The organism is Slackia faecicanis (genome assembly GCF_003725295.1).
Taxonomy (GTDB): Bacteria; Actinomycetota; Coriobacteriia; order Coriobacteriales; family Eggerthellaceae; genus Slackia; species Slackia faecicanis.
This window is the reverse complement of the sequence record NZ_QICB01000003.1, coordinates 173,216-191,549: the sequence shown is the minus strand read 5'-3', so window position 1 is coordinate 191,549 and position 18,334 is coordinate 173,216. Positions and strand designations below refer to the sequence as shown.

Annotated in this window: 17 protein-coding genes; 10 read left to right on the top strand and 7 right to left on the bottom strand. The window is 63.1% G+C overall.

Going from position 1 to position 18,334, the window contains the following annotated elements:
• The first annotated feature begins 2 nt into the window (after nt 1-2).
• Entirely contained in the window at nt 3-767 is a 765-nt protein-coding gene (locus DMP07_RS05775; protein WP_123198193.1) for an amino acid ABC transporter ATP-binding protein, read from the top strand.
• A 202-nt stretch (nt 768-969) separates the two neighbouring features.
• Here the strand turns inward: DMP07_RS05775 and hpf are convergent, their stop codons facing one another.
• The gene (hpf, locus tag DMP07_RS05770; protein ID WP_123198192.1) at nt 970-1,536 is read right to left on the bottom strand and encodes a ribosome hibernation-promoting factor, HPF/YfiA family; all 567 of its coding nucleotides are present in this window, start codon (nt 1,534-1,536) and stop codon (nt 970-972) included.
• A 235-nt stretch (nt 1,537-1,771) separates the two neighbouring features.
• Nucleotides 1,772-3,538 (bottom strand): amidohydrolase, encoded by a 1,767-nt coding sequence (locus DMP07_RS05765; protein WP_244594886.1) that lies wholly within the window; start codon nt 3,536-3,538, stop codon nt 1,772-1,774.
• Nucleotides 3,539-3,721: 183 nt separating this feature from the next.
• Here DMP07_RS05765 and nhaA point away from each other — a divergent pair, with 183 nt between their 5' ends.
• Both nhaA and DMP07_RS05755 read left to right on the top strand, forming a co-directional pair.
• The gene (gene nhaA / locus DMP07_RS05760) at nt 3,722-5,323 is read left to right on the top strand and encodes a Na+/H+ antiporter NhaA (protein WP_123198191.1); all 1,602 of its coding nucleotides are present in this window, start codon (nt 3,722-3,724) and stop codon (nt 5,321-5,323) included.
• A 313-nt stretch (nt 5,324-5,636) separates the two neighbouring features.
• The gene (locus DMP07_RS05755; protein ID WP_123198190.1) at nt 5,637-6,434 is read left to right on the top strand and encodes a YebC/PmpR family DNA-binding transcriptional regulator; all 798 of its coding nucleotides are present in this window, start codon (nt 5,637-5,639) and stop codon (nt 6,432-6,434) included.
• Between the two features lie 61 nt (nt 6,435-6,495).
• Here DMP07_RS05755 and DMP07_RS05750 read toward each other — a convergent pair whose 3' ends face one another.
• On the bottom strand, nt 6,496-7,338 hold the full coding sequence (locus tag DMP07_RS05750; RefSeq protein WP_123198189.1) for a MerR family DNA-binding transcriptional regulator: 843 nt from the start codon (nt 7,336-7,338) through the stop codon (nt 6,496-6,498).
• 329 nt (nt 7,339-7,667) lie between these two features.
• Between DMP07_RS05750 and DMP07_RS05745 the strand changes: the two genes are divergently transcribed.
• From DMP07_RS05745 to DMP07_RS05730, 4 genes are all read left to right on the top strand, one after another.
• Entirely contained in the window at nt 7,668-7,985 is a 318-nt protein-coding gene (locus DMP07_RS05745; RefSeq protein WP_123198188.1) for a DMT family transporter, read from the top strand.
• Between the two features lie 2 nt (nt 7,986-7,987).
• Nucleotides 7,988-8,347 carry a DMT family transporter gene (locus tag DMP07_RS05740; RefSeq protein WP_123198187.1) on the top strand — a complete coding sequence of 120 codons (360 nt, stop codon included), beginning with the start codon at nt 7,988-7,990 and terminating at the stop codon, nt 8,345-8,347.
• A gap of 190 nt (nt 8,348-8,537) precedes the next feature.
• Entirely contained in the window at nt 8,538-11,051 is a 2,514-nt protein-coding gene (locus DMP07_RS05735; RefSeq protein ID WP_123198186.1) for a ribonucleoside-diphosphate reductase subunit alpha, read from the top strand.
• Nucleotides 11,052-11,103: 52 nt separating this feature from the next.
• A complete protein-coding gene (locus DMP07_RS05730) occupies nt 11,104-12,162 on the top strand; it encodes a ribonucleotide-diphosphate reductase subunit beta (RefSeq protein ID WP_123198185.1) in 1,059 nt (352 codons plus the stop codon).
• Between the two features lie 21 nt (nt 12,163-12,183).
• On the opposite strand, the gene DMP07_RS05725 is transcribed toward DMP07_RS05730, so the two are convergent.
• The 4 genes from DMP07_RS05725 to DMP07_RS05710 all read right to left on the bottom strand — a co-directional run bounded on the left by DMP07_RS05725 (nt 12,184) and on the right by DMP07_RS05710 (nt 15,550).
• The gene (locus DMP07_RS05725; protein WP_123198184.1) at nt 12,184-12,855 is read right to left on the bottom strand and encodes an ATP-binding cassette domain-containing protein; all 672 of its coding nucleotides are present in this window, start codon (nt 12,853-12,855) and stop codon (nt 12,184-12,186) included.
• A gap of 50 nt (nt 12,856-12,905) precedes the next feature.
• Complete coding sequence (locus DMP07_RS05720) at nt 12,906-13,625, bottom strand: ABC transporter permease (protein WP_244594885.1); 720 nt, start codon at nt 13,623-13,625, stop codon at nt 12,906-12,908.
• A gap of 168 nt (nt 13,626-13,793) precedes the next feature.
• Nucleotides 13,794-14,819 (bottom strand): ABC transporter substrate-binding protein, encoded by a 1,026-nt coding sequence (locus DMP07_RS05715; protein WP_123198182.1) that lies wholly within the window; start codon nt 14,817-14,819, stop codon nt 13,794-13,796.
• Nucleotides 14,820-14,893: 74 nt separating this feature from the next.
• Complete coding sequence (locus tag DMP07_RS05710) at nt 14,894-15,550, bottom strand: Crp/Fnr family transcriptional regulator (protein ID WP_123198181.1); 657 nt, start codon at nt 15,548-15,550, stop codon at nt 14,894-14,896.
• A 205-nt stretch (nt 15,551-15,755) separates the two neighbouring features.
• Between DMP07_RS05710 and DMP07_RS05705 the strand changes: the two genes are divergently transcribed.
• The 3 genes from DMP07_RS05705 to DMP07_RS05695 are packed head-to-tail and all read left to right on the top strand — an operon-like array spanning nt 15,756 to nt 18,120.
• Nucleotides 15,756-16,457, top strand: coding sequence for a GTP-binding protein (locus tag DMP07_RS05705; protein WP_211324520.1), 702 nt, complete (start codon nt 15,756-15,758; stop codon nt 16,455-16,457).
• Nucleotides 16,454-17,197, top strand: a complete 744-nt coding sequence (locus tag DMP07_RS05700; RefSeq protein WP_123198179.1) for an ATP-binding cassette domain-containing protein — start codon at nt 16,454-16,456, stop codon at nt 17,195-17,197. The genes DMP07_RS05705 and DMP07_RS05700 overlap by 4 nt, the downstream gene beginning before the upstream one ends.
• The gene (locus DMP07_RS05695) at nt 17,194-18,120 is read left to right on the top strand and encodes a hypothetical protein (protein ID WP_123198178.1); all 927 of its coding nucleotides are present in this window, start codon (nt 17,194-17,196) and stop codon (nt 18,118-18,120) included. Before DMP07_RS05700 ends, DMP07_RS05695 begins: the two co-directional genes overlap by 4 nt.
• Nucleotides 18,121-18,334 lie beyond the last annotated feature (214 nt).

Sequence of the window (18,334 nt, the reverse complement as noted above, 5' to 3'; positions counted from 1 at the left end):
TTATGGATCAAAAACCCGTGGTGCGCCTGGCGCACGTGAAAAAGAGCTTCGGAAAGAACGAAGTGCTCAAGGACATCTCGCTCGACGTCATGCCGGGCGAAGTGGTGGCCGTGATCGGCCCGTCGGGCGGCGGCAAGTCGACGCTTCTGCGCTGCGCCACGCTGCTCGAGACGTTCGATTCGGGCGAGCTGTACTATGACGACATGACCGTCGCGAGCACGGGCCAGAGCGGCAAGGCCGAATACGCCAAGTCCGACGTGCTGCGCCGTGCGAAGATGAAGTTCGGCCTGGTGTTTCAGAACTACAACCTGTTCCCGCACTACACGGTGCTCAAAAACATCATGGACGCGCCCGTCTGCGTGCAGAAGCGCGACAAGGCCGAAGTGGAGCGCCAGGCGCGCGAGCTGATCGCGAAGATGGGCCTTGAGGGCAACGAAGACAAGGTGCCCTGCCAGCTTTCGGGCGGCCAGCAGCAGCGCGTGAGCATCGCCCGCGCCCTGTGCATGAACCCCGAAGTGGTGTTTTTCGACGAACCCACCAGCGCGCTCGATCCCGAGCTCACCGCCGAGGTGCTCAAGGTGATCAAGCAGCTGGCGGCCGAGCACATGACCATGGTCATCGTCACGCACGAGATGCAGTTCGCGCGCGACGTGGCCGACCGCATCGTGTTCATGGACGGCGGCGTGATCGTCGAGGAAGGCCCCGCCGACCAGGTGGTGAACAATCCGCAGCATCAGCGCACGAAGGAATTCCTGGCGCGTTACTAGAAGCGTCCGTATGACGTCTTGGAAGGCCCTGCAGCGCCCATCTCGCCCGAGATGGTTCCGCTGCGGGGCCTTTCCGTTTCGTTTCCAACGTGCGGCTCAAGGGGCGCTCTTGCGCCTCGCGAGGGCGCGGCTCGACCGTACGGCTGCAGACGAAAAAAGAGGAGGAGCTTTCGCTCCTCCTCGGGCAATGCATGCTGTCGGTTTATTCGGCCTTCGGCTTCAGCAGGCCGTAGCCGCCGCCCGTGCGGCGATACATGACGTTGACTTCGTTGGTGTCGCGGTCGGTGTAGACGAAGAAATCGTGGCCCAGCAGGTCGATCTGGATGAGGGCCTCTTCCTCGGTCATAGGCTCGAAGTCCATCTCCTTCACGCGGACCACTTCTTTGTCGGCGGAAAGCTCGGCCATGAGTTCGTCGAAGTCGGTGGCGCCGGCCTCTGCCGGGGCGGTGTCCTTCAGGGTTTCGCGCATACGGTAGTCGATGACGCGGGTCTTATACTTGCGCAGCTGGCGCAGGACCTTCGCGGCGGCCACATCGATCGCGGCGTACATATCCTCTTCGTGCTCTTCCACGTGGATGGTGTGGCCCTTGAGGCGCAGCGTGACTTCGCAGATGCAGGGGATGGCGCGGGTCTTCTCGACGCGCAGTACGACCTCGGCTTCGGGGATATCGATGCTCAGGACTTTGGTGGCGTTGCCGATCTTCTCGATGGCGTAGGCGTTCAACGGCTCGGTGACGGTGACTTTGCGACCAATGACTTTGATATCCATGCTTTCCATCCTTTCGTTGCTGGATGAACTAGGTTCTGGGTTCATGGTAGCGCACTTCTCGTGTCATGGCGCAGCCGCGTTGCCATCTTGTCGAAGTGGCTTGAACCACGCATCCGGGCATGGCCAAAACGGACGTGGAAACGCGCCCGGGCGTGTCTGCGCCGCGCCGAAGAAAAACGCCGGCGCCGCCCTTCGCAAGGCGTCGCCGGCGTTCGCTCCGGGCTCTTGTCGCGCGCTACGCTTCGTAGACCGCGCGGCCCGCCACGTAGGTGGCGAGCGTGTTCATGTCGAGGATGCGCTCGGGTTCGCGCGCGGCGTCTTCGCCGAGCAGGTCGAGGTCGAACACGGCGATGTCGGCCCATTTGCCCGCCTCGAGCGTGCCGATGTCGGGGTCGTTCGCCGCCGCGGCAGAACCTGCGGCATAGGCGCGCAGCGCGTCCGCCATGCCGATCTTCTCGGAGGGGAGCCAGCCGCCCTGCGGAGCGTGGGTCGTGGCATCCTGCCTGGTAACGGCCGTGTAGAGCACGCCGCGCGAGTCGACGTCCACGACGGGCGAGTCGGTTCCCAGGGCCAGCGTGGCGCCGTCTGCGAGCAGGGTGGCGAACGGCCACATGTACTGGCAGCGCATCGGTCCCAGGTCGCGCTCGGGGCCGCCCGGATCGAGCGTGATGTGCGGCGGCTGGACCGACGCGATTACGCCCAGGCGCGCCAGGCGCTCGATGTCGTCGGGCTGGAAGTTCTCCAGATGTTCGAGCGAATTGCGTCCGAAGCGCGGCGCTCCGTAGGTTTCGAGCGCCTCCTCGAAAATGTCGAGCGCCTCGTGGATCGCCTCGTCTCCGATCGTGTGGATGCGTACAGGGTAGCCTTTTTCGGCGGCCTTCATGATCAGGTCGCGCATCGTGGCGAACGGTACCGTGGTCTGGCCGCGGTCGCCCTCGAAGCGCGCGTTGGTGTAGGGCGCCTGCAGGTAGGCGGTATGCTGGCTGGAAACGCCGTCGAAGAACTGCTTGAAGCCGCCTACGTTGAGCAGCGGGCCACGGTAGGTTTCGCGCATGCGTTCGAAGCGGCCCATGTCGTCGAGCAGGGTGGGGAACAGGTGCACGCGCGCGGTGAGGTCGCCCGCTTCTTCAAGCGCCGCGTACACGTCGTCGCGCACGAAGTCGAGTCCGGGCTGCGCCATGAGGCTCACGTCGCAGACGGAGGTGATGCCATGCGACGCCAGGCGGCGCAGGAAGCCGCGGTAGGCATCGGCTATCTCGTCGAGCGTGAACGAGGCCACGATGCGCGGCATGAGCTCCATGGCGGCCGCCTCGCGCACGATGCCGGTGAGTTCGCCGTTTTCGTCCTTGTCGTAGCTGCCGCCCACGGGGGGCACGCTGTCGCGGGTCACGCCCAGCTCGGCCAGCGCGCAGGAATTGAGCCACAGCGTGTGCGCGTCGCCCGAGTACAGGGCCACGGGGCGGTCGGGGTAGACTTCGTCGAGCGAATGCTTGCTCGGCATGACGGGGGTCTTCCAGCGGTATTCGCGCCACCCTTGCGCCAGCAGCCAGCCGGTCGGGCGACGCTCTGCCAGCGGCGCCAGGCGCGCCACGCAGTCGGCTTCGGATTCGCCGAGGAAGCTTTCGGCCAGAGGGCTCGAGTACAGGGCGGAATGGAAGGCGTGCAGGTGCGCGTCGTGCAGGCCCGGGCAGACGAAGGCGCTGCCGTAGTCGACCGTGCGGGTGTCGGGGCCGCGGTAGGCGTCGGCTTCGGCGGGGTCGACGACGGCCTGGATGCGGCCGTCCTTGATGCAGACCGCGGCGGCACGCGCCTCGTCGCATCCTTCGACGCCCGCGAAGACGTGCTCGCTCGTGATGATGATGTCGGAGTGCATGGCGGCATCCTCCTTGACGGGGTGCAGCATGCGCGGCGTTTCGTCAGGCGTGTCCTCGGCGAAGACGGACCGCGGCAAGCTGCGGTTCCAGTAGGGTTTTTCTTGGCAGTTCGGAAACGTGCGGGGCATAGTTTCGCTATCCGAAACACCAGGGGGATATAATAGGCAACTCCATCGCTTCGTCATAGGTCGTTTTTCCTTGCTTTCGACCTGCGGCTTCCGATGGGTTTCGACGGTGGGGCACAGGGCACGCCCGCCGCAGGCCTCAGCCCGGTCGGGGCGGCCGCCAGAATAGATTTCGGAGGAGGGGAAATGACCGCTGAAAAGCGTCCTACGGGCGCCGAACCCTCGATCTTCATCGACGAGGTTCACGCTCACCAGGCCCGGTACAAAAAGATCATCCAGTTCACCCATTCGGCCACGAAGGCCGCAGGCATCATGCTGCTTGCCGCCATCGTCGCGCTGATCATCGCGAACACCGGCGTGTACGAATCGTTCGAGCACGCCATCCACCAGAACATCGGCTTCGTTCTGGGCGATACCGCATACACCATGTCCATCTCGCATGTCATCAACGACATCCTCATGGCTATCTTCTTCTTGCTGGTCGGTCTCGAGATCAAATACGAGATGACCGTCGGCGAGCTGACCAACATCCGCCAGGCGCTGCTGCCCATCGTGGCGGCATGCGGCGGCGTGTTGGTGCCGATCGTGATCTATCTGATCTTCAACATGGGCAACCCCGACACCGTCATGGGCTGGGGCGTTCCCACCGCGACCGATATCGCGTTCGCGCTCGGCATCATGGCGCTGCTCGGCAACCGCGTGCCGATCGGCGTGCGCGTGTTCCTGTCCACGCTGGCCGTGGCCGACGATATCATCGCCATCCTGGTCATCGCCATCTTCTACGGCCAGACGCCCAGCATCGGCTGGCTGGCCGCCGCCGCGGGCGTCATGGTGGTGCTCGTGCTCATGAACCGCTCCCACATGTACTCGCTCGTGCCGTATCTGCTGGTGGGCGTGGTGCTGTGGTTCTGCGTCTACATGAGCGGCGTGCATTCCACGATCGCGGGCGTTCTGCTGGCCTTCGCCATCCCGTCCGGCTCGCGCATCAATCTGAAGGGCTTCATCGCCTGGTCCGACAAGAAGATCCGCAAGGCCTACGAGGCGTATCGCCCCGATGAGCCGGTCATCGGCCAGAAGGACTACATGCGCGAGGTGAAGAACCTGTCCGCCATCGCCGCGCAGGTCATTCCTCCCGCTACCAGGCTCGAGCACAAGCTCTATCCGTGGGTCTACTTCGCGATCCTGCCGCTGTTCGCGCTGACCAACGCCGACGTGCATCTGGCCACCGCCGATCCGTCCGCCATGCTCGGCTCGCCGGTGTTCACGGGCGTGTTCTTCGGCCTGCTGCTGGGCAAGCCGATCGGCATCCTGCTGTTCAGCTTCATCGTGGTCAAGACCGGCCTGGCTTCGCTTCCCGCGAACGTGAACTGGCACCACATGATCGGTGCGGCCGTTCTGGGCGGCGTCGGCTTCACCATGGCGATCTTCGTCGCCAACCTGGCGTTCGATAACGAGGCGTTCATCGTATCGGCGAAGGCCGCCATCCTCAGCGCTTCCACGCTGGCGGGCATCATCGGCTTTTTGTTCCTGTTCGTTGGCGCGCGTTCCGACGCCAAGCGCGGCGTGCTCTACGTGGCTAACCCGGGCGAAGACGATAACATGTCCGTCGCCGACGCCGAGTCGCGTCTGAGCAGCATGGAGGTCATGGAGACCTTCGGCCATGCCGATCGCGCCGAGACCAAAGAGGCTATGGAAAGCGGCGACCGAAGCGAAGTCGCCGTGTGCATCGACGCCGAGGCCTATCGCGCCCATCAGGGCGAAGAGGCCGAGCGCGAAGGCGCCCGATAGCGAACGGCTGCGCGCGCATCGCATGCGCCGCCTATTCGGCTCGCAACCCGCAGGGGCGGCGCTTCGGCGCCGCCCCTTTTCGTATGGGGCGATTCGGCCGGCGGGCGGCGGCGATGCTCGCGCGGGTGCGCCGCGCCTGCCGCGCGCCGGTTCGCGCGGGCATGGGGGCTCTGTGATGGCGAGGCGTTTTTCTTTACGCCGCATGGGGTTATGCGCTAAAATATCGCGCGTTATTTTCTCAAGACGCACGCGACGCACGGATGCGCGCCCTGTGCGCATAACGTGCACGTTCGAACGCTAGAAAGAGGCAAGCATGTCCGGTCACTCTAAATGGGCAACCACCAAACACCGCAAGGCCGCGCAGGACGCGAAGCGCTCCGCGCTGTTCAGCAAGCTTTCCCGCAACATCACCGTTGCGGCGAAGGAGGGCGGCGACCCGAACCCGGCGAACAACGCTTCGTTGGCCGCCGCTATCGAGAAGGCCAAGGGCTACTCGCTGCCGAAGGATAAGATCAAGACCGCTATCGACAAGGCGTTCGGCACCGGCAAAGACGCCGCTTCCTACGAAACCCTGACCTACGAGGGTTACGGTCCCGCCGGCGTTGCCGTGTATTGCGAGGCTCTGACCGACAACCGCAACCGCACCGCTGCCGACGTGTCCGCCGCATTCCGCCACGCCAACGGCAACCTGGGCACCCCCGGCTGCGTCGCCTTCCAGTTCGACCGCAAGGGCCAGATCATGGTCGAGAAGATCATCAAGTCCGACGACAAGAAGGTCGCCGACAAGGAGAACGCGGTCGACGAGGACGAGTTCATGCTGCTCGTGGCCGAGGCCGGCGGCCTTGACTACGAAGACGCCGAAGACGAGTGGATCGTCTACACCAACCCCTCCGACCTGATGGCCGTCAAGGCCGCTCTGGAAGAGGCCGGCGTCGAGACCAAGGGTGCCGAGCTCACCATGATGCCCTCCACCCCGACCCAGGTTTCTCCTGCAGACGCCAAGAAGGTCATGCGCCTGATCGACAAGCTGGAAGAGCTCGAAGACCTCCAGAACGTCTATCACAGCATGGACATGACCGACGAGGTCATCGCCGCCCTCGAAGAGGAGTAGGCTCGGGAGTCGTCCCACGAATGTCGAATGCCGCCTGTCACTGCGACGGGCGGCATTTTTTTTATTGCCGTTCGAGCAGTTCCACCACGTAATCGGCGGGGTGTATTTCTGCTTCCCACACCTTGGCCGCCACGATTGCGCCTTCGAGGCGTTCGGCCTGTTCGAATACGGAGCGAAAGCACGGCTCGAATCCGGCTTCGCGAATGCGCGTTCCGCGATAGGCGCCGGCGGGGATGCGCGCGATGAAGATATCGGCGCCTTCGATCGGGCGGATGCCCGTGCGCCCGCCTTGCGCGGAAATCTTTTCGGCGAAGGCGTCGTCTTCGATCGCCGCTTCTACGAAGACGCACCAGCGCGCGCCCTCCGCGCGGGGGCTGCGCGCCATGCCCCATTGGTAGAGCGGCATGGCACCGGCCGATTCCGCCGATTCGTACAGCCTGGTGGTCAAGAACAGGTAGCGCTTCGCGTCGAAGCCGGGCTCGGTCCACGGCGCGTAGAGGATGCAGCGGTTCGCGACCGAGCGCAGATACGGCTCCGCGCCGCCTCTCAAGCGTTCCTGCTCGTTCGCTTCTTCGAGGTAGCCGTCGATCTGGGCGAGCGATAGCCGCGCGCGCCGCAGGTTTTCAAGCGCCTTCGTGCGGCCTTGCGCCAGAAGCGAGGCAATGTCGAGCGCGCCCGATTCGCCCACGTAGCCGGCCAGCGATTTCAGCGGAATGCCCAGTTCGATGCAGGTGACGATCACGTCCACCACGATCATCTGGTTCATGGCGTAGTAGCGGTAGCCGCTCTGCGGGTCAACGTGGGCGGGGGTCAAGATTCCCAGCTGCTCGTAGTAGCGAAGCGACTTGGGGCTGACGCCTTTCATGCGCGAAACCTCGCCGATGCTTAAAAGCTCGTGTTTCATAGGGCCTCTTTCGCCGCGCTTGTGGAGCGTTCTCCATAAGCCGCGGTTCTTCGGATGCGTCGATTGACTCTGCCATTATGGCATAGTTTATGCTCGGTCGAGCAATGAGGCGAAGGCGTCGCGCGCGGCATCAGGCCGCTACGCATGCGACGCCGTCAAGGGCGCCCGAAGCGCCCGCATCCATGATCACAGAGGGTCTGTCGACGCGTGCTCGGCGACCGCAGCCGGACGGCGCGCGAAGCCCGTCTCCGGCTTTCGCGCGCTTGCGTTGGAAACGGCTCCCGGCGCGTCATGGATGAAGGAGGGAATGAGAAAGAAAGGACAGCGCCATGATTCCCTACATATTGATAGGGGTGGCTGTGATCGTCGAGGTGTTCGGCGATTCCATGATGAAGCTCTCGAACGGCTTTCAGCGCAAGCTTCCCCTGGTCGGAACGGTAATCGGTTACGGCATCGCGTTTTATCTGATTTCGCTCGTGCTCGAAGAGCTGCCGCTCGGGCCGGTGTATGCGGCATGGACCGGCTTGGGCATTGCGTTGACGGCGGTCGTGGGCACCGTGTTTTGGAAAGAGTCCTTCAATTGGAAGAAGGGCCTGGGACTCGCCGCGATCATCGGCGGCGTGGTCATGTTGAAGCTGGGGGTGTAACCATGCCGTACGTGTTGTTGAGCATTTCTATCGTGTTCGAGGTCATTGGCACCACGATGATGAAGCTTTCCGAAGGCTTCACGGTGCTGGGGCCGTCGGCTCTGACCATCGTGGCCTACGTGGTGTCGTTCTCGATTTTCGTCATCGTCCTCAAGACCGTGCCGCTTGGTTTGGCATACGGCATCTGGGGCGGCACGGGCACGGCGTTGACCACCTTGATCGGCTGCCTTGTCTGGAACGAGCCGTTCGGCCTGTTCACGGGCTTGGGCCTGGGCCTGGTGGTGGTAGGAATCTACCTGATGAACGCAGGGTCGCAGGAAGAAACCGACAAGGAAGCGGCCAAGTTCAACGTGGCCGCGTAAGGCCGTGCGGCAGGATTTTCCAGCCGGCGTTTTCCGCATGCGTTTCCGGTGAAACTGCGCTTGTTTCCTCTTCCGTTTCCGGCTGCAGCCGTGCTGTGCTTAAATGCTACTGAAAAAGTAGCAATGAGCCAGCGCGGGGCGCGGGCGGACGATCGGCCGCATCGCGCCCCGCGCCGGAAGGGGAGCATATATGGATATCGTCAAACGAAGCGGAGCGACCGAAGCCTACGACGGGTCGAAGATCGTCGCGGCCATCGCGGGCGCGTTTTCCGACACGGGCCGCGAGGCGGAAGAGGCCGAGCTGGCGGCGTTGCTGACCGCGGTGGAAACCTCGATCGCGGCCGCCGACGTGCGTACGGTGGAGGGCATCCAGGACATCGTCGAGCGCTGCTTGATGGAGCAAGGCTATTTCGACGAGGCGAAGGCCTATATTCTGTACCGTGACAAGCGCGCCCGCTTGCGCGCGGCGCGTGTCGACATCGTTTCGACGGCGGGCGTGGCCTCGCTCGACGAATGCTTGGCGCGCGTCCAGAAGCAGTTTTCCGACGACGCCTATGCGCTTTCGGCCCTGGCCGCCAAGTTCAAGAGCTTCGTGAAGCCCGGCATGTCGGTCGATGACCGCCTGGCGGCCCTCACGCGCGCCGCGGTGGAGCTTACCACCCAGGAAGCGCCTCAGTGGGAGTTCATCGCGGCCCGTCTGCTGTCGTTCTCGTTCCGTCGCATGCTTGCGGCCGACTGCGCTGCGCGCGGGATCGCCACCTTCTACGATAAAGTGCGCTGGCTGACCGACCAGGACCTGTACGGCGCCTATATTCTGCAGCGCTACACGCGCGCCGAAATCGAGCAGGCGGCTTCGTTCATTGTGCCTGAGCGCGACGAACTGTTTACCTATTCGGGTCTCGACCTGCTGATCAAGCGCTATGTGATCACCACGCGCCAGCATGTGGCGATCGAAAGCCCGCAGGAAATGTTTCTGGGCATCGCGCTGCATCTGGCCATGGACGAGGAGAACGACCGCATGGGCTGGGTGCATCGCTTCTACGACATGCTCTCCAAGCTCGAGGTGACCATGGCAACGCCCACGATGTCGAACGCGCGCAAGCCGCATCACCAGCTGTCCAGCTGCTTCATCGACACGGTGCCCGACAGTCTCGAGGGAATCTATCGCAGCATCGACAACTTCGCGCAGGTGAGCAAGTTCGGCGGCGGCATGGGCATGTACCTGGGCAAAGTGCGCGCCACGGGTGGCACCATCCGTGGTTTCGAAGGCGCGGCGGGCGGCGTCATCCGCTGGATCCGCATCATCAACGACACGGCGGTGGCCGTCGACCAGCTGGGCATGCGCGCCGGCGCCGCGGCGGTGTATCTGGACGCCTGGCATAAGGACCTGCCGGAATTCCTGCAGCTGCGCACCAACAACGGCGACGATCGCATGAAGGCCCACGATGTGTTTCCGGCCGTGTGCTATCCGGATTTGTTCTGGCGTATGGCCGGCCAGGATATGAACCAGGACTGGCACCTCATGTGTCCGCACGACATCCTGACCGTGAAAGGCTACGCGCTCGAGGACTATTTCGGCGAAGAATGGGAGAAGCGCTATCTCGACTGCGTGGCCGACCCGCGCATTCCGAAGCGCACCATGACGATCAAAGACATCGTGCGTCTGGTGCTGAAAAGCGCGGTCGAGACGGGCACGCCCTTCACGTTCAACCGCGACATCGTCAACCGCGCCAACCCCAACCCGCAGGCGGGCATCATCTATTGCAGCAACCTGTGCACCGAAATCGCGCAGAACATGGCGCCCGTCGAAAGCGTTTCGGTGGAAACCCGTACGTCGGAGGGCGATACCGTGGTGGTGTCCACCACGCGTCCCGGCGATTTCGTGGTGTGCAACCTGGCCAGCTTGTCGCTGGGAAGACTGCCGGTGGAAGACGAGGACGCCATGCGCGACGTGGTGCGCACGGCGGTTCGCGCGCTCGATAACGTGATCGACCTGAATTTCTACGCGCTCGAGTACGCCCGCATCACGAACAAGCGCTATCGCTCGATCGGCCTGGGCGTTTCGGGATACCACCACATGCTGGCCACGCGCGGCATCCGCTGGGAATCCGAGGAGCATCTGGCCTTCGCCGACGAGGTGTTCGAGCGCATCAACCGCTGCGCCGTGGAGGCTTCGGCCGACCTGGCCGCCGAGAAGGGGTCGTATCAGGTGTTCGAGGGAAGCGACTGGCAGACGGGCGCCTACTTCGACAAGCGCGGCTACGTGTCCGATGCGTGGGGAAGCGTGCGCGCGAAAGCCGCCGCCGGCATGCGCAACGCGTATCTCATGGCCGTGGCGCCGACGTCTTCGACGAGCATCCTTTCGGGCACCACGCCCGGCGTCGATCCGATCATGCGCCGTTTCTTCCTGGAAGAGAAGAAGGGGGGCATGCTGCCGCGCGTCGCACCCGAGTTGTCGCCTGCGACGTATTGGCTGTACAAGCCCGCGCATCTGATTGACCAGACGTGGAGCGTGCGCGCGTCGGGCGTCCGCCAGCGCCACGTGGACCAGGCGCAGTCGATGAATCTCTACATCACGAACGACTACACGATGCGCCAGGTGTTCGACCTGTATTACGAGGCGTGGAAATGCGGCGTGAAGACGGTCTACTACGTGCGCAGCAAATCGCTCGAAGTGGAAGAGTGCGAAAGCTGCTCGTCCTAGGGCGCGTCGGCCTGCCGCCCCGTTCCTCCGATAAGAAAAGAAGGTAACGACCATGACTATAGAACCGAACGAATCGTTGATGAAGAAACCCCTGTTCAATCCGCAGGGCGATGTCGATGTTCGCGAGCGCCGCATGATCGGCGGCAACACCACCAACCTCAACGACTTCAACAACATGAAATACCCCTGGGTGTCCGACTGGTACCGCCAGGCCATGAACAACTTCTGGATTCCCGAGGAAATCAACCTGGGCCAGGACGTGAAGGATTATCCGCACCTCGATCCCGCCGAGCGCACCGCGTACGACAAGATCTTGTCGTTTCTCGTGTTTCTGGATTCGATCCAGTCGGCCAACCTGCCTGCCATCGGCGAGTACATCACGGCCAACGAGGTGAACCTGTGCCTCAATATTCAGACGTTTCAGGAATGCGTGCATTCGCAGAGCTACAGCTACATGCTCGACACGATCTGCTCGCCCGACCAGCGCAACGACATCCTGTACCAGTGGCGCACCGACGAGCGCCTGCTTGCGCGCAACACGTTCATCGGCGATTTGTACAACGAGTTTCAGCGTGACAAGCATCCGTTCACGCTGCTCAAGGTGATGATGGCGAACTTCATTCTGGAAGGCGTGTACTTCTATTCCGGGTTCATGTTCTTCTATAACCTGGCCCGTAACGGCAAGATGCCGGGCTCGGCGCAGGAGATCCGCTACATCAACCGCGACGAGAACACGCATCTGTGGCTGTTCCGCAACATCATCCTGGAGCTGCAGAAGGAAGAGCCGTCGCTGTTCGTGGACGAGAACGTGGCCGAGCTGCGCGCCATGCTGGAAGAGGGCGTGCGTCAGGAAATCGCCTGGGGCCATTACGTCATCGGCGACGACATCCCCGGCCTGACGAAGGACATGGTGACCGATTATATCCGCTATCTGGGCAATCAGCGTTGGACCAGCCTGGGCTACGAGCCGCTGTTCCCCGACAACGTGCAGGAGCCCGAGAACATGCGCTGGGTGTCGCAGTACTCCAACGCCAACATGGTCAAGACCGACTTCTTCGAGGCGAAATCGACCGCATATGCCAAGTCGACCGCCTTGGTCGACGACCTGTAGGATGCGCGACGGCGCCAGGGCTCAGGCCTCGGCGCCGTTTCGTTTCAGGTCCCCGATACGCAGCAGCGTCGGCCGGCCGAGCAGTGCGAGCTCTTCTTCGCGATGCGTCGACCAAAAGACCGTCTTGCCGTCGAGAAGCGGGTCGATCGCCTCCAAGACCAGTGCGGATCCTGCGGGATCGAGTCCTTTAAGCGGCTCGTCGAAAAACAGCACGTCTGCTTCGGCCATGACGGCCCGCGCGATCGCCACGCGCCGTTTCATGCCGCCCGAGAGTTCGTGCACCGGCCGCGCCAGGCAGTCGGGCAGAGCCATGGCGGTCAGCAGCGCTTCGCAGCGCCCGAGAAATTCCTGTTTTTCGGCGCCTTTCAGGCCGGGGTGGGGCATGCGTACGTTCGCCGCCACGCTGAGGTTTTCGCAGAGGCGGTCTTCTTGGAACACAGCGGCGCGGCGTAGGCCCGCCATGCCTTCGATGCGTCCTTCGTCGGGCTGCTCCAAGCCTGCGACCAGGCGCAGGAGCGTGGTTTTTCCTTGGCCCGACGCGCCCATGATCGCATGGATGCGTCCGTGGGCGAAGGAAGCGTTCGCATCGTCGAACACGATGTGCTCGCCGTAGCGCTTGGCGACGTGCTCAAGCGTCACGGCGCCTTCGGTGCGCGCTTGCCGCGGCATTTCGCGAAGACGGCGTTCGTCCATAGCGCCTCCTTTCGTATCGACGGCGTCCCTGCGCGGGGCGCCGTCCGTGTTTACAGCGTTCGTTCGATCGCGCGTACGACGGTCGCGACGAGCCTGGCGAACAGCGCTTCGCCTGCGATGCTGATGCAGATGATCACGAACGTCCAGGCGAACAGGTCGGATGTGGCCAGATAGACCTTCGCTTCGTAGAGATGCTCGCCGATCGATGTGGCGGGAAGGCCGATCACTTCGGCGGCGATGCCCGCTTTCCAGCACATGCCGAGCGAAAGCGAGCAGGCGGCTTGGAAGTAGGGCAGCACCTGCGAGACGTAGATGAAGCGCAGGCGGTCGAGACGGCCGACCTCGAAGACGTCTGCCATCTCGAGCAGGTCGGGATCGGTCTGCTCGATGCCCTCGAGCATCGTGGCGTAGACGATGGGGAACACCATCAAAAACGAAATGGCCACCGAAAGCCGGTCGGACGAAACCCAGATCAGAATCAAGATGACGAACGATGCCACGGGAACCGATTTGATCGTGGTCACGAGGGGCGCGAGCAGTTCGCGCACGAGGGGCAGGCGCGCCGATGCGGCGGCCAAGAGGGTGCCTGCCGTCAGGGCCGAGGCGAAGCCTGCGGCGATGCGGGAAAGCGAAAGCCCGATCGAGAGCCAGAAGTCGCCCTCCCTTGCCAACTCGATGAGGCGCTCGCCTGCATCGAGGGGGGATACGAGCAGGATGTCGTGCCCAATGGCTACGCTGGCGATATGCCACACGGCAAGCCAGAATGCCACGGGCCAGAGCCGACGCGCCCATGCTTTCAAGCGAGATCGGGATGTTTGGGCGCTCATGCCCCTCCTTTCTTAAGCGGGCGGGAATCCGACGGCCGCATGCCGTTTTCGTAGCGGCCGGCGGCCCGAAGCCTTCCCTTCGTTCGGGTCTGCGGCTTCGGGCCTGCGTTGCTAGGCCGCGTAATAGAAGTCGTCGTTCGGCAGCGCGCCGCCGACGGCTTTGGGATTCTGTTCGAAGAGCACTTCGAGGTAGCTGGAAAGACGGGTTTTCATATCGTCGCCTTCGATGCAGACGATATTGCAGGCGGGGATGGCTTTCTGCGCAACGGGGGCGGGCACGATGTCGTATGCGCCGACCAATTCCGCCGCGCTTTGCACGTCGTCGTTGACGAACGCGACGGAGTCGCGGTAGTGCTGCATAAAGGCCGCGACGGCTTCGGGGTGCTCATCGGCGAATGCCGCGCGCGCAATCACGACGCCGGTGATCAGCGAGCTTTCATTCGCGCCGGACTGCAGGGCATCCCATTCCTCGGTCAGGTCGAGCGCGATGCGGATGGATTCGTCTTTCAGCTGGGCGGCGGAAACGAAAGGCTGCGGCAGCAAGGCGATGGCGCTTTCGTCCTGCGCCATGGCGGCTACGCATTCCGCATGTTCGCTCTTCCATTCGATCGTCACGTCGACGCCCGGGGTCAGACCGTTTCCTTCGAGGATATAGTTGAGGGCGTATTCGGGCGTCGATCCCTTGCCGCTTGCGTAGATGGTCTTTCCGGCAAGGTCGGCAACGCTTCCGATCGATCCATTGCGGTCGCAAATATACAGCACGCCGAGCGTGTTGAGAGCCAGGACGCGGATGCCGCCGTCGGTGTTGTTGTAGAGCACCGATGCCAGGTTGGCGGGGACGCAGGCTATATCGAGCGCACCTTGGGCGATTTGCGGCGTCAGCTCGTCGGGCGATGCCGCAATGGAGAATCGGTAGTCGTTATCGGAGGCGACGCCCGTTTCGGCGTCGTTCATGAAGCCGACGAGCCCCATGGCGGTGGGGCCTTTCAATGCTGCGGCGTTGACGACGGCCGATTCGGCGGGCGCCTGGCTTTCGGGTTGTGCCGGGCTCTGGTCGGCGGCCTGCGTGCTGCAGCCTGCGAGGGCTGCAAGCGCGAGCGCTCCTGCGAGCAGAAGCGCGACGAGTTTTTTGTTCATGGACGATTCCTTTCAGTGAATAGACGGCGCGCAGTCGCGCCGAAAAAGCAGACGGGCCGTAGGCCCGCATCGTGTCAGCGCGCCTCGTTCGATCGTGGCAGGCGTGGCGCGCGGCATAGACGCAGCGCGCGGCCGTGCGAGCATACCACTCCCTCTTCTTTCAGCCTCGCGATCTGCCTGAAAAGCGCCGAACGGCTGATGCCGAGATAGCGGGCCAGATCGTCGCGCGTTCCTTCGATGCGGACGATGCCGTTTTCGTCGGCATGTTCGCAAAGGTAGGTTTCGAGTTTCACGGCGGATGTGGCTTGCGCGAGCTCTTCGATGCGCCCGATCAGGAATGCGATCTTCTCGTTGCAGACGCGTGCGTAACGCAGCGCCAGCTCCGCATCGGATTCCATCGTGGCCATGAATCGAGCCTTCGGCACGAGCATGACGCGGCAGGCGGTGCGGCAGCGAAGGACCGTCGGCAAGGCGCGTTCCGAGCAGAGGTTGCAGATGCCGAACGAATCCCCGATGCCCAGTTCCGCCAATTTGACCTCGAAGCCGTCGGCGGCGACGCTGTATACGTCGATCGCTCCTTCGACGATCAGGCCGACGCAGGCGCACGACCCTCGCATGTCATCGAGCAGGCGTCCCTTGCGAAGCGTCTCGGTCCGAATGGCCGATTCGTCGAAACGGGTTCCCGCGAATAGCGGCGATGCGTGTATGGCGCGAGCGATGGCTCGATCCACGAGGCTCCCTCCTTTCTTCGTGTCCGTTTTGCAGCTGCATTGTACGCGAGAAGTGTTAGCTTAGTGAAACTTTTTTACCATTTCGTCCCATTCGGGACTGACGGGAAAGGCCCTTGCGGCGATGCTGGGCGAATGCGGAGAGGGTCGCAAGATATGCCGTCGGGCGCATATTTTGCGGCGTACGGAAAACGAGAGTGAGGCGCTTATGCGCAAAATCGTTCTTTTCAGCGGTTCGTCGGCTGTCGGCAAAACCGCGGTTCTTTCGTGGGTGGTGGACTGCCTGCGTGAAAGAGGGTTGAGCTCGGCGGTGTGCAAGATCGATTGCGTTTCCGACGAGGACAAAGAGACGTTTCGTGCGCTCGGCGTGCCGGCGGTCGCCGGCATCAGCGCCGATATATGCCCCGATCATTATCTCGTGTCGAACATTCCCGAGATATGGTCGTGGGCCGATGGTCGGGGAAGCGATGTGCTGTTCGTCGAGACGGCGGGCCTTTGTAATCGTTGTTCCCCCGCTACGCGGTCGATGGTCGCCGGGTGCGTGGTCGATGCCACGGCGAGCTGCAAGGCGCCCGGCCATCTAGGGCCGATGCTTTCGCAGGCCGATTTCGTCGTATTGACGAAGGTCGACATGATTTCCCAGGCAGAGCGCGAAATCGTATGCCGCGCCGTGGCCGACGTGAATCCCGGGGCCGAAGTATTCGCGGTCGACGCTTTGGCGGGCTATGGCGTTCAAGCGCTTTCCCGCTACATCGAGACGGCGCCCGCCGTCGGGACGTACGAAGGCGACGTTTTGCGTCACGCGATGCCTGCGGGCGTGTGCTCGTATTGCGTCGGGGAATGCCGCGTCGGTTCGGCGTTTCAGCAGGGCGTCGTGGGAAAGATGGAATTCGAGGAGGATGCGCGATGAAATCGATCACCGTCATGGCCGGCACCGATAAGCACGGCCGTGCCGAGAATTTCGGGTCGATCGAGCTCGAAATGGGCAAGATGTATGCGATCGTCGGCAACACCGGGTCGGGAAAGAGCCGGTTCGTCAAAGACATCGAGCAGCTTTGCGTAGGCGATTCGCCTACGAGGCGAAAGGTGCTGGTGGACGGCAAAGAGCTCGACTATGCCGAGCGTTCGGCGTTCGAGCGGTCGTCCATAGCGCATCTTGGTCAGAATATGCGGTTCGTGCTCGATGTGACCGTCGAGCAGTTCGTCGCCATGCATGCGCGCTGCCGCGGCAAAGAGGCTCGCATCGACGACGTGGTGGCGCTTGCTAACGAAATCACGCCCGAGCGCGTGCTTAAGGAATCGAAGCTCAATTTGCTTTCGGGCGGCCAATCGCGCGCGCTTATGACGGCGGACGTCGCCCTGGTCTGCGACAGCCCCGTCGTTTTGGTGGACGAAATCGAGAATGCGGGCATCGATAAGGCCGTAGCGCTCTCGGCCCTTTGCGGCGCCGAGAAGCTGGTGCTTGCCGTGACGCACGATCCCCATACTGCGCTGATGGCGCATGAGCGCATCGTCATGAAGGAGGGGTCGGTCGCCTGCGTCAGGGCGCGCAGCCCGCGCGAGCGCGAGGCGTACCGAGCGCTCGATGAACAGTATCGTAGGCAGCGCGCGTTGCAGCGCGCTTTGCGCGAGGGCGAGGAGGTCGCATGATGTCCATGCGTACGGTCGAGCTGTATTGGAGCCATATCTGCGTCATGCATAATTTCGAGAAGGAGCATCTTGCCCGAGCGCGCGAGCGGCTGGCGCGTCAAGGCATCGATCTTCGCGTGACGTGCTTCGGCATGGGCTACGGCCGTCATATGGCATCGTATCTGCACGACGAAGATGCGGTGCTTCCCGACATCGTGGTTTCTGCCGACTTGGAGGTGTTCGAGAATGCGCGGATCGCCGCGAAGCTCGGTCCGTGCCATCCGTGCGCGTCGTGGATGGAGCTGAAAAACACCCCGATCGTGCGCGCGTCTCGTCGAGGGGATGACCTGCTGCCTTTCGTCGCGATCCCCATGACGGCGTACGGGAGCGTTTCGTGCGAAGGGGCGTCGTTGATCGAAGCGGTCGATCAATGCCGCGTCTCGTTCGGCGGCATAGACAATTCTGCCGCGAAAACGGTGGTCAAAGCGGTATGGGAGCGCTACGGGGAAGAGGCGGCGCGTCATGTTTTGGAGGAATGCCGCGTTACGGACATGCCGATCGAGGCGTTCCAGGCCGCCCGTATGGGCGCCGTCGACGTGTCGGTCGCGCCGTCGCTGTACGGCTTGCGCGCCGACGGCGTGCGACGTGTTCACGGGACATTCGCGGAGGGTCCGCTTCTTCTGCCGACGTATTTCTGCGCCCGTAAAAGCGTGGACGAGGAGACGGCGCGCGCGGTTCGTGCGGAGATAATGACCCCCGAGGCGTTTGAGTTCTATGCGCGAAACGCCGATTTGGTCGCATGCTGCGCCGACGCATCCGTGGAGTCTTCGCAGGAGCATGCGGAGCGCGTATGGGCGGTCGACCAAGCGTTCGCGCTCGGTTTGGGGCCGCGTTTCTACGACGTGTATTGCGATGCGCTCGAGGGTGCGGAAAACCTTTCTTGATGTCGCCTGCGAACGGGGCGCTCTTTGTCGCGAAGCGGTGACGTTCGCGTGCCGCATACGAAACGGATGTGCCGCTTTGGGACGGCCCCGTGCGTTCGCGGAGTATAATCACGCCGTCGCACGGTCCAGGCCGCGTTTCGACACGTAGGCATGCGGCGCTTTTCGCGGCCGTCCATTCGCCGGCAGCGTTTTCGCCGGCCGTTCGACAGGAAAG

Coding starts and splice junctions, on each gene's coding strand:
- DMP07_RS05775 (WP_123198193.1), top strand. CDS start 3: ATGGATCAAAAACCCGTGGTGCGCCTGGCGCACGTGAAAAAGAGCTTC.
- hpf (WP_123198192.1), bottom strand. CDS start 1,536: ATGGATATCAAAGTCATTGGTCGCAAAGTCACCGTCACCGAGCCGTTG.
- DMP07_RS05765 (WP_244594886.1), bottom strand. CDS start 3,538: ATGCCCCGCACGTTTCCGAACTGCCAAGAAAAACCCTACTGGAACCGC.
- nhaA (WP_123198191.1), top strand. CDS start 3,722: ATGACCGCTGAAAAGCGTCCTACGGGCGCCGAACCCTCGATCTTCATC.
- DMP07_RS05755 (WP_123198190.1), top strand. CDS start 5,637: ATGTCCGGTCACTCTAAATGGGCAACCACCAAACACCGCAAGGCCGCG.
- DMP07_RS05750 (WP_123198189.1), bottom strand. CDS start 7,338: ATGAAACACGAGCTTTTAAGCATCGGCGAGGTTTCGCGCATGAAAGGC.
- DMP07_RS05745 (WP_123198188.1), top strand. CDS start 7,668: ATGATTCCCTACATATTGATAGGGGTGGCTGTGATCGTCGAGGTGTTC.
- DMP07_RS05740 (WP_123198187.1), top strand. CDS start 7,988: ATGCCGTACGTGTTGTTGAGCATTTCTATCGTGTTCGAGGTCATTGGC.
- DMP07_RS05735 (WP_123198186.1), top strand. CDS start 8,538: ATGGATATCGTCAAACGAAGCGGAGCGACCGAAGCCTACGACGGGTCG.
- DMP07_RS05730 (WP_123198185.1), top strand. CDS start 11,104: ATGACTATAGAACCGAACGAATCGTTGATGAAGAAACCCCTGTTCAAT.
- DMP07_RS05725 (WP_123198184.1), bottom strand. CDS start 12,855: ATGGACGAACGCCGTCTTCGCGAAATGCCGCGGCAAGCGCGCACCGAA.
- DMP07_RS05715 (WP_123198182.1), bottom strand. CDS start 14,819: ATGAACAAAAAACTCGTCGCGCTTCTGCTCGCAGGAGCGCTCGCGCTT.
- DMP07_RS05705 (WP_211324520.1), top strand. CDS start 15,756: ATGCGCAAAATCGTTCTTTTCAGCGGTTCGTCGGCTGTCGGCAAAACC.
- DMP07_RS05700 (WP_123198179.1), top strand. CDS start 16,454: ATGAAATCGATCACCGTCATGGCCGGCACCGATAAGCACGGCCGTGCC.
- DMP07_RS05695 (WP_123198178.1), top strand. CDS start 17,194: ATGATGTCCATGCGTACGGTCGAGCTGTATTGGAGCCATATCTGCGTC.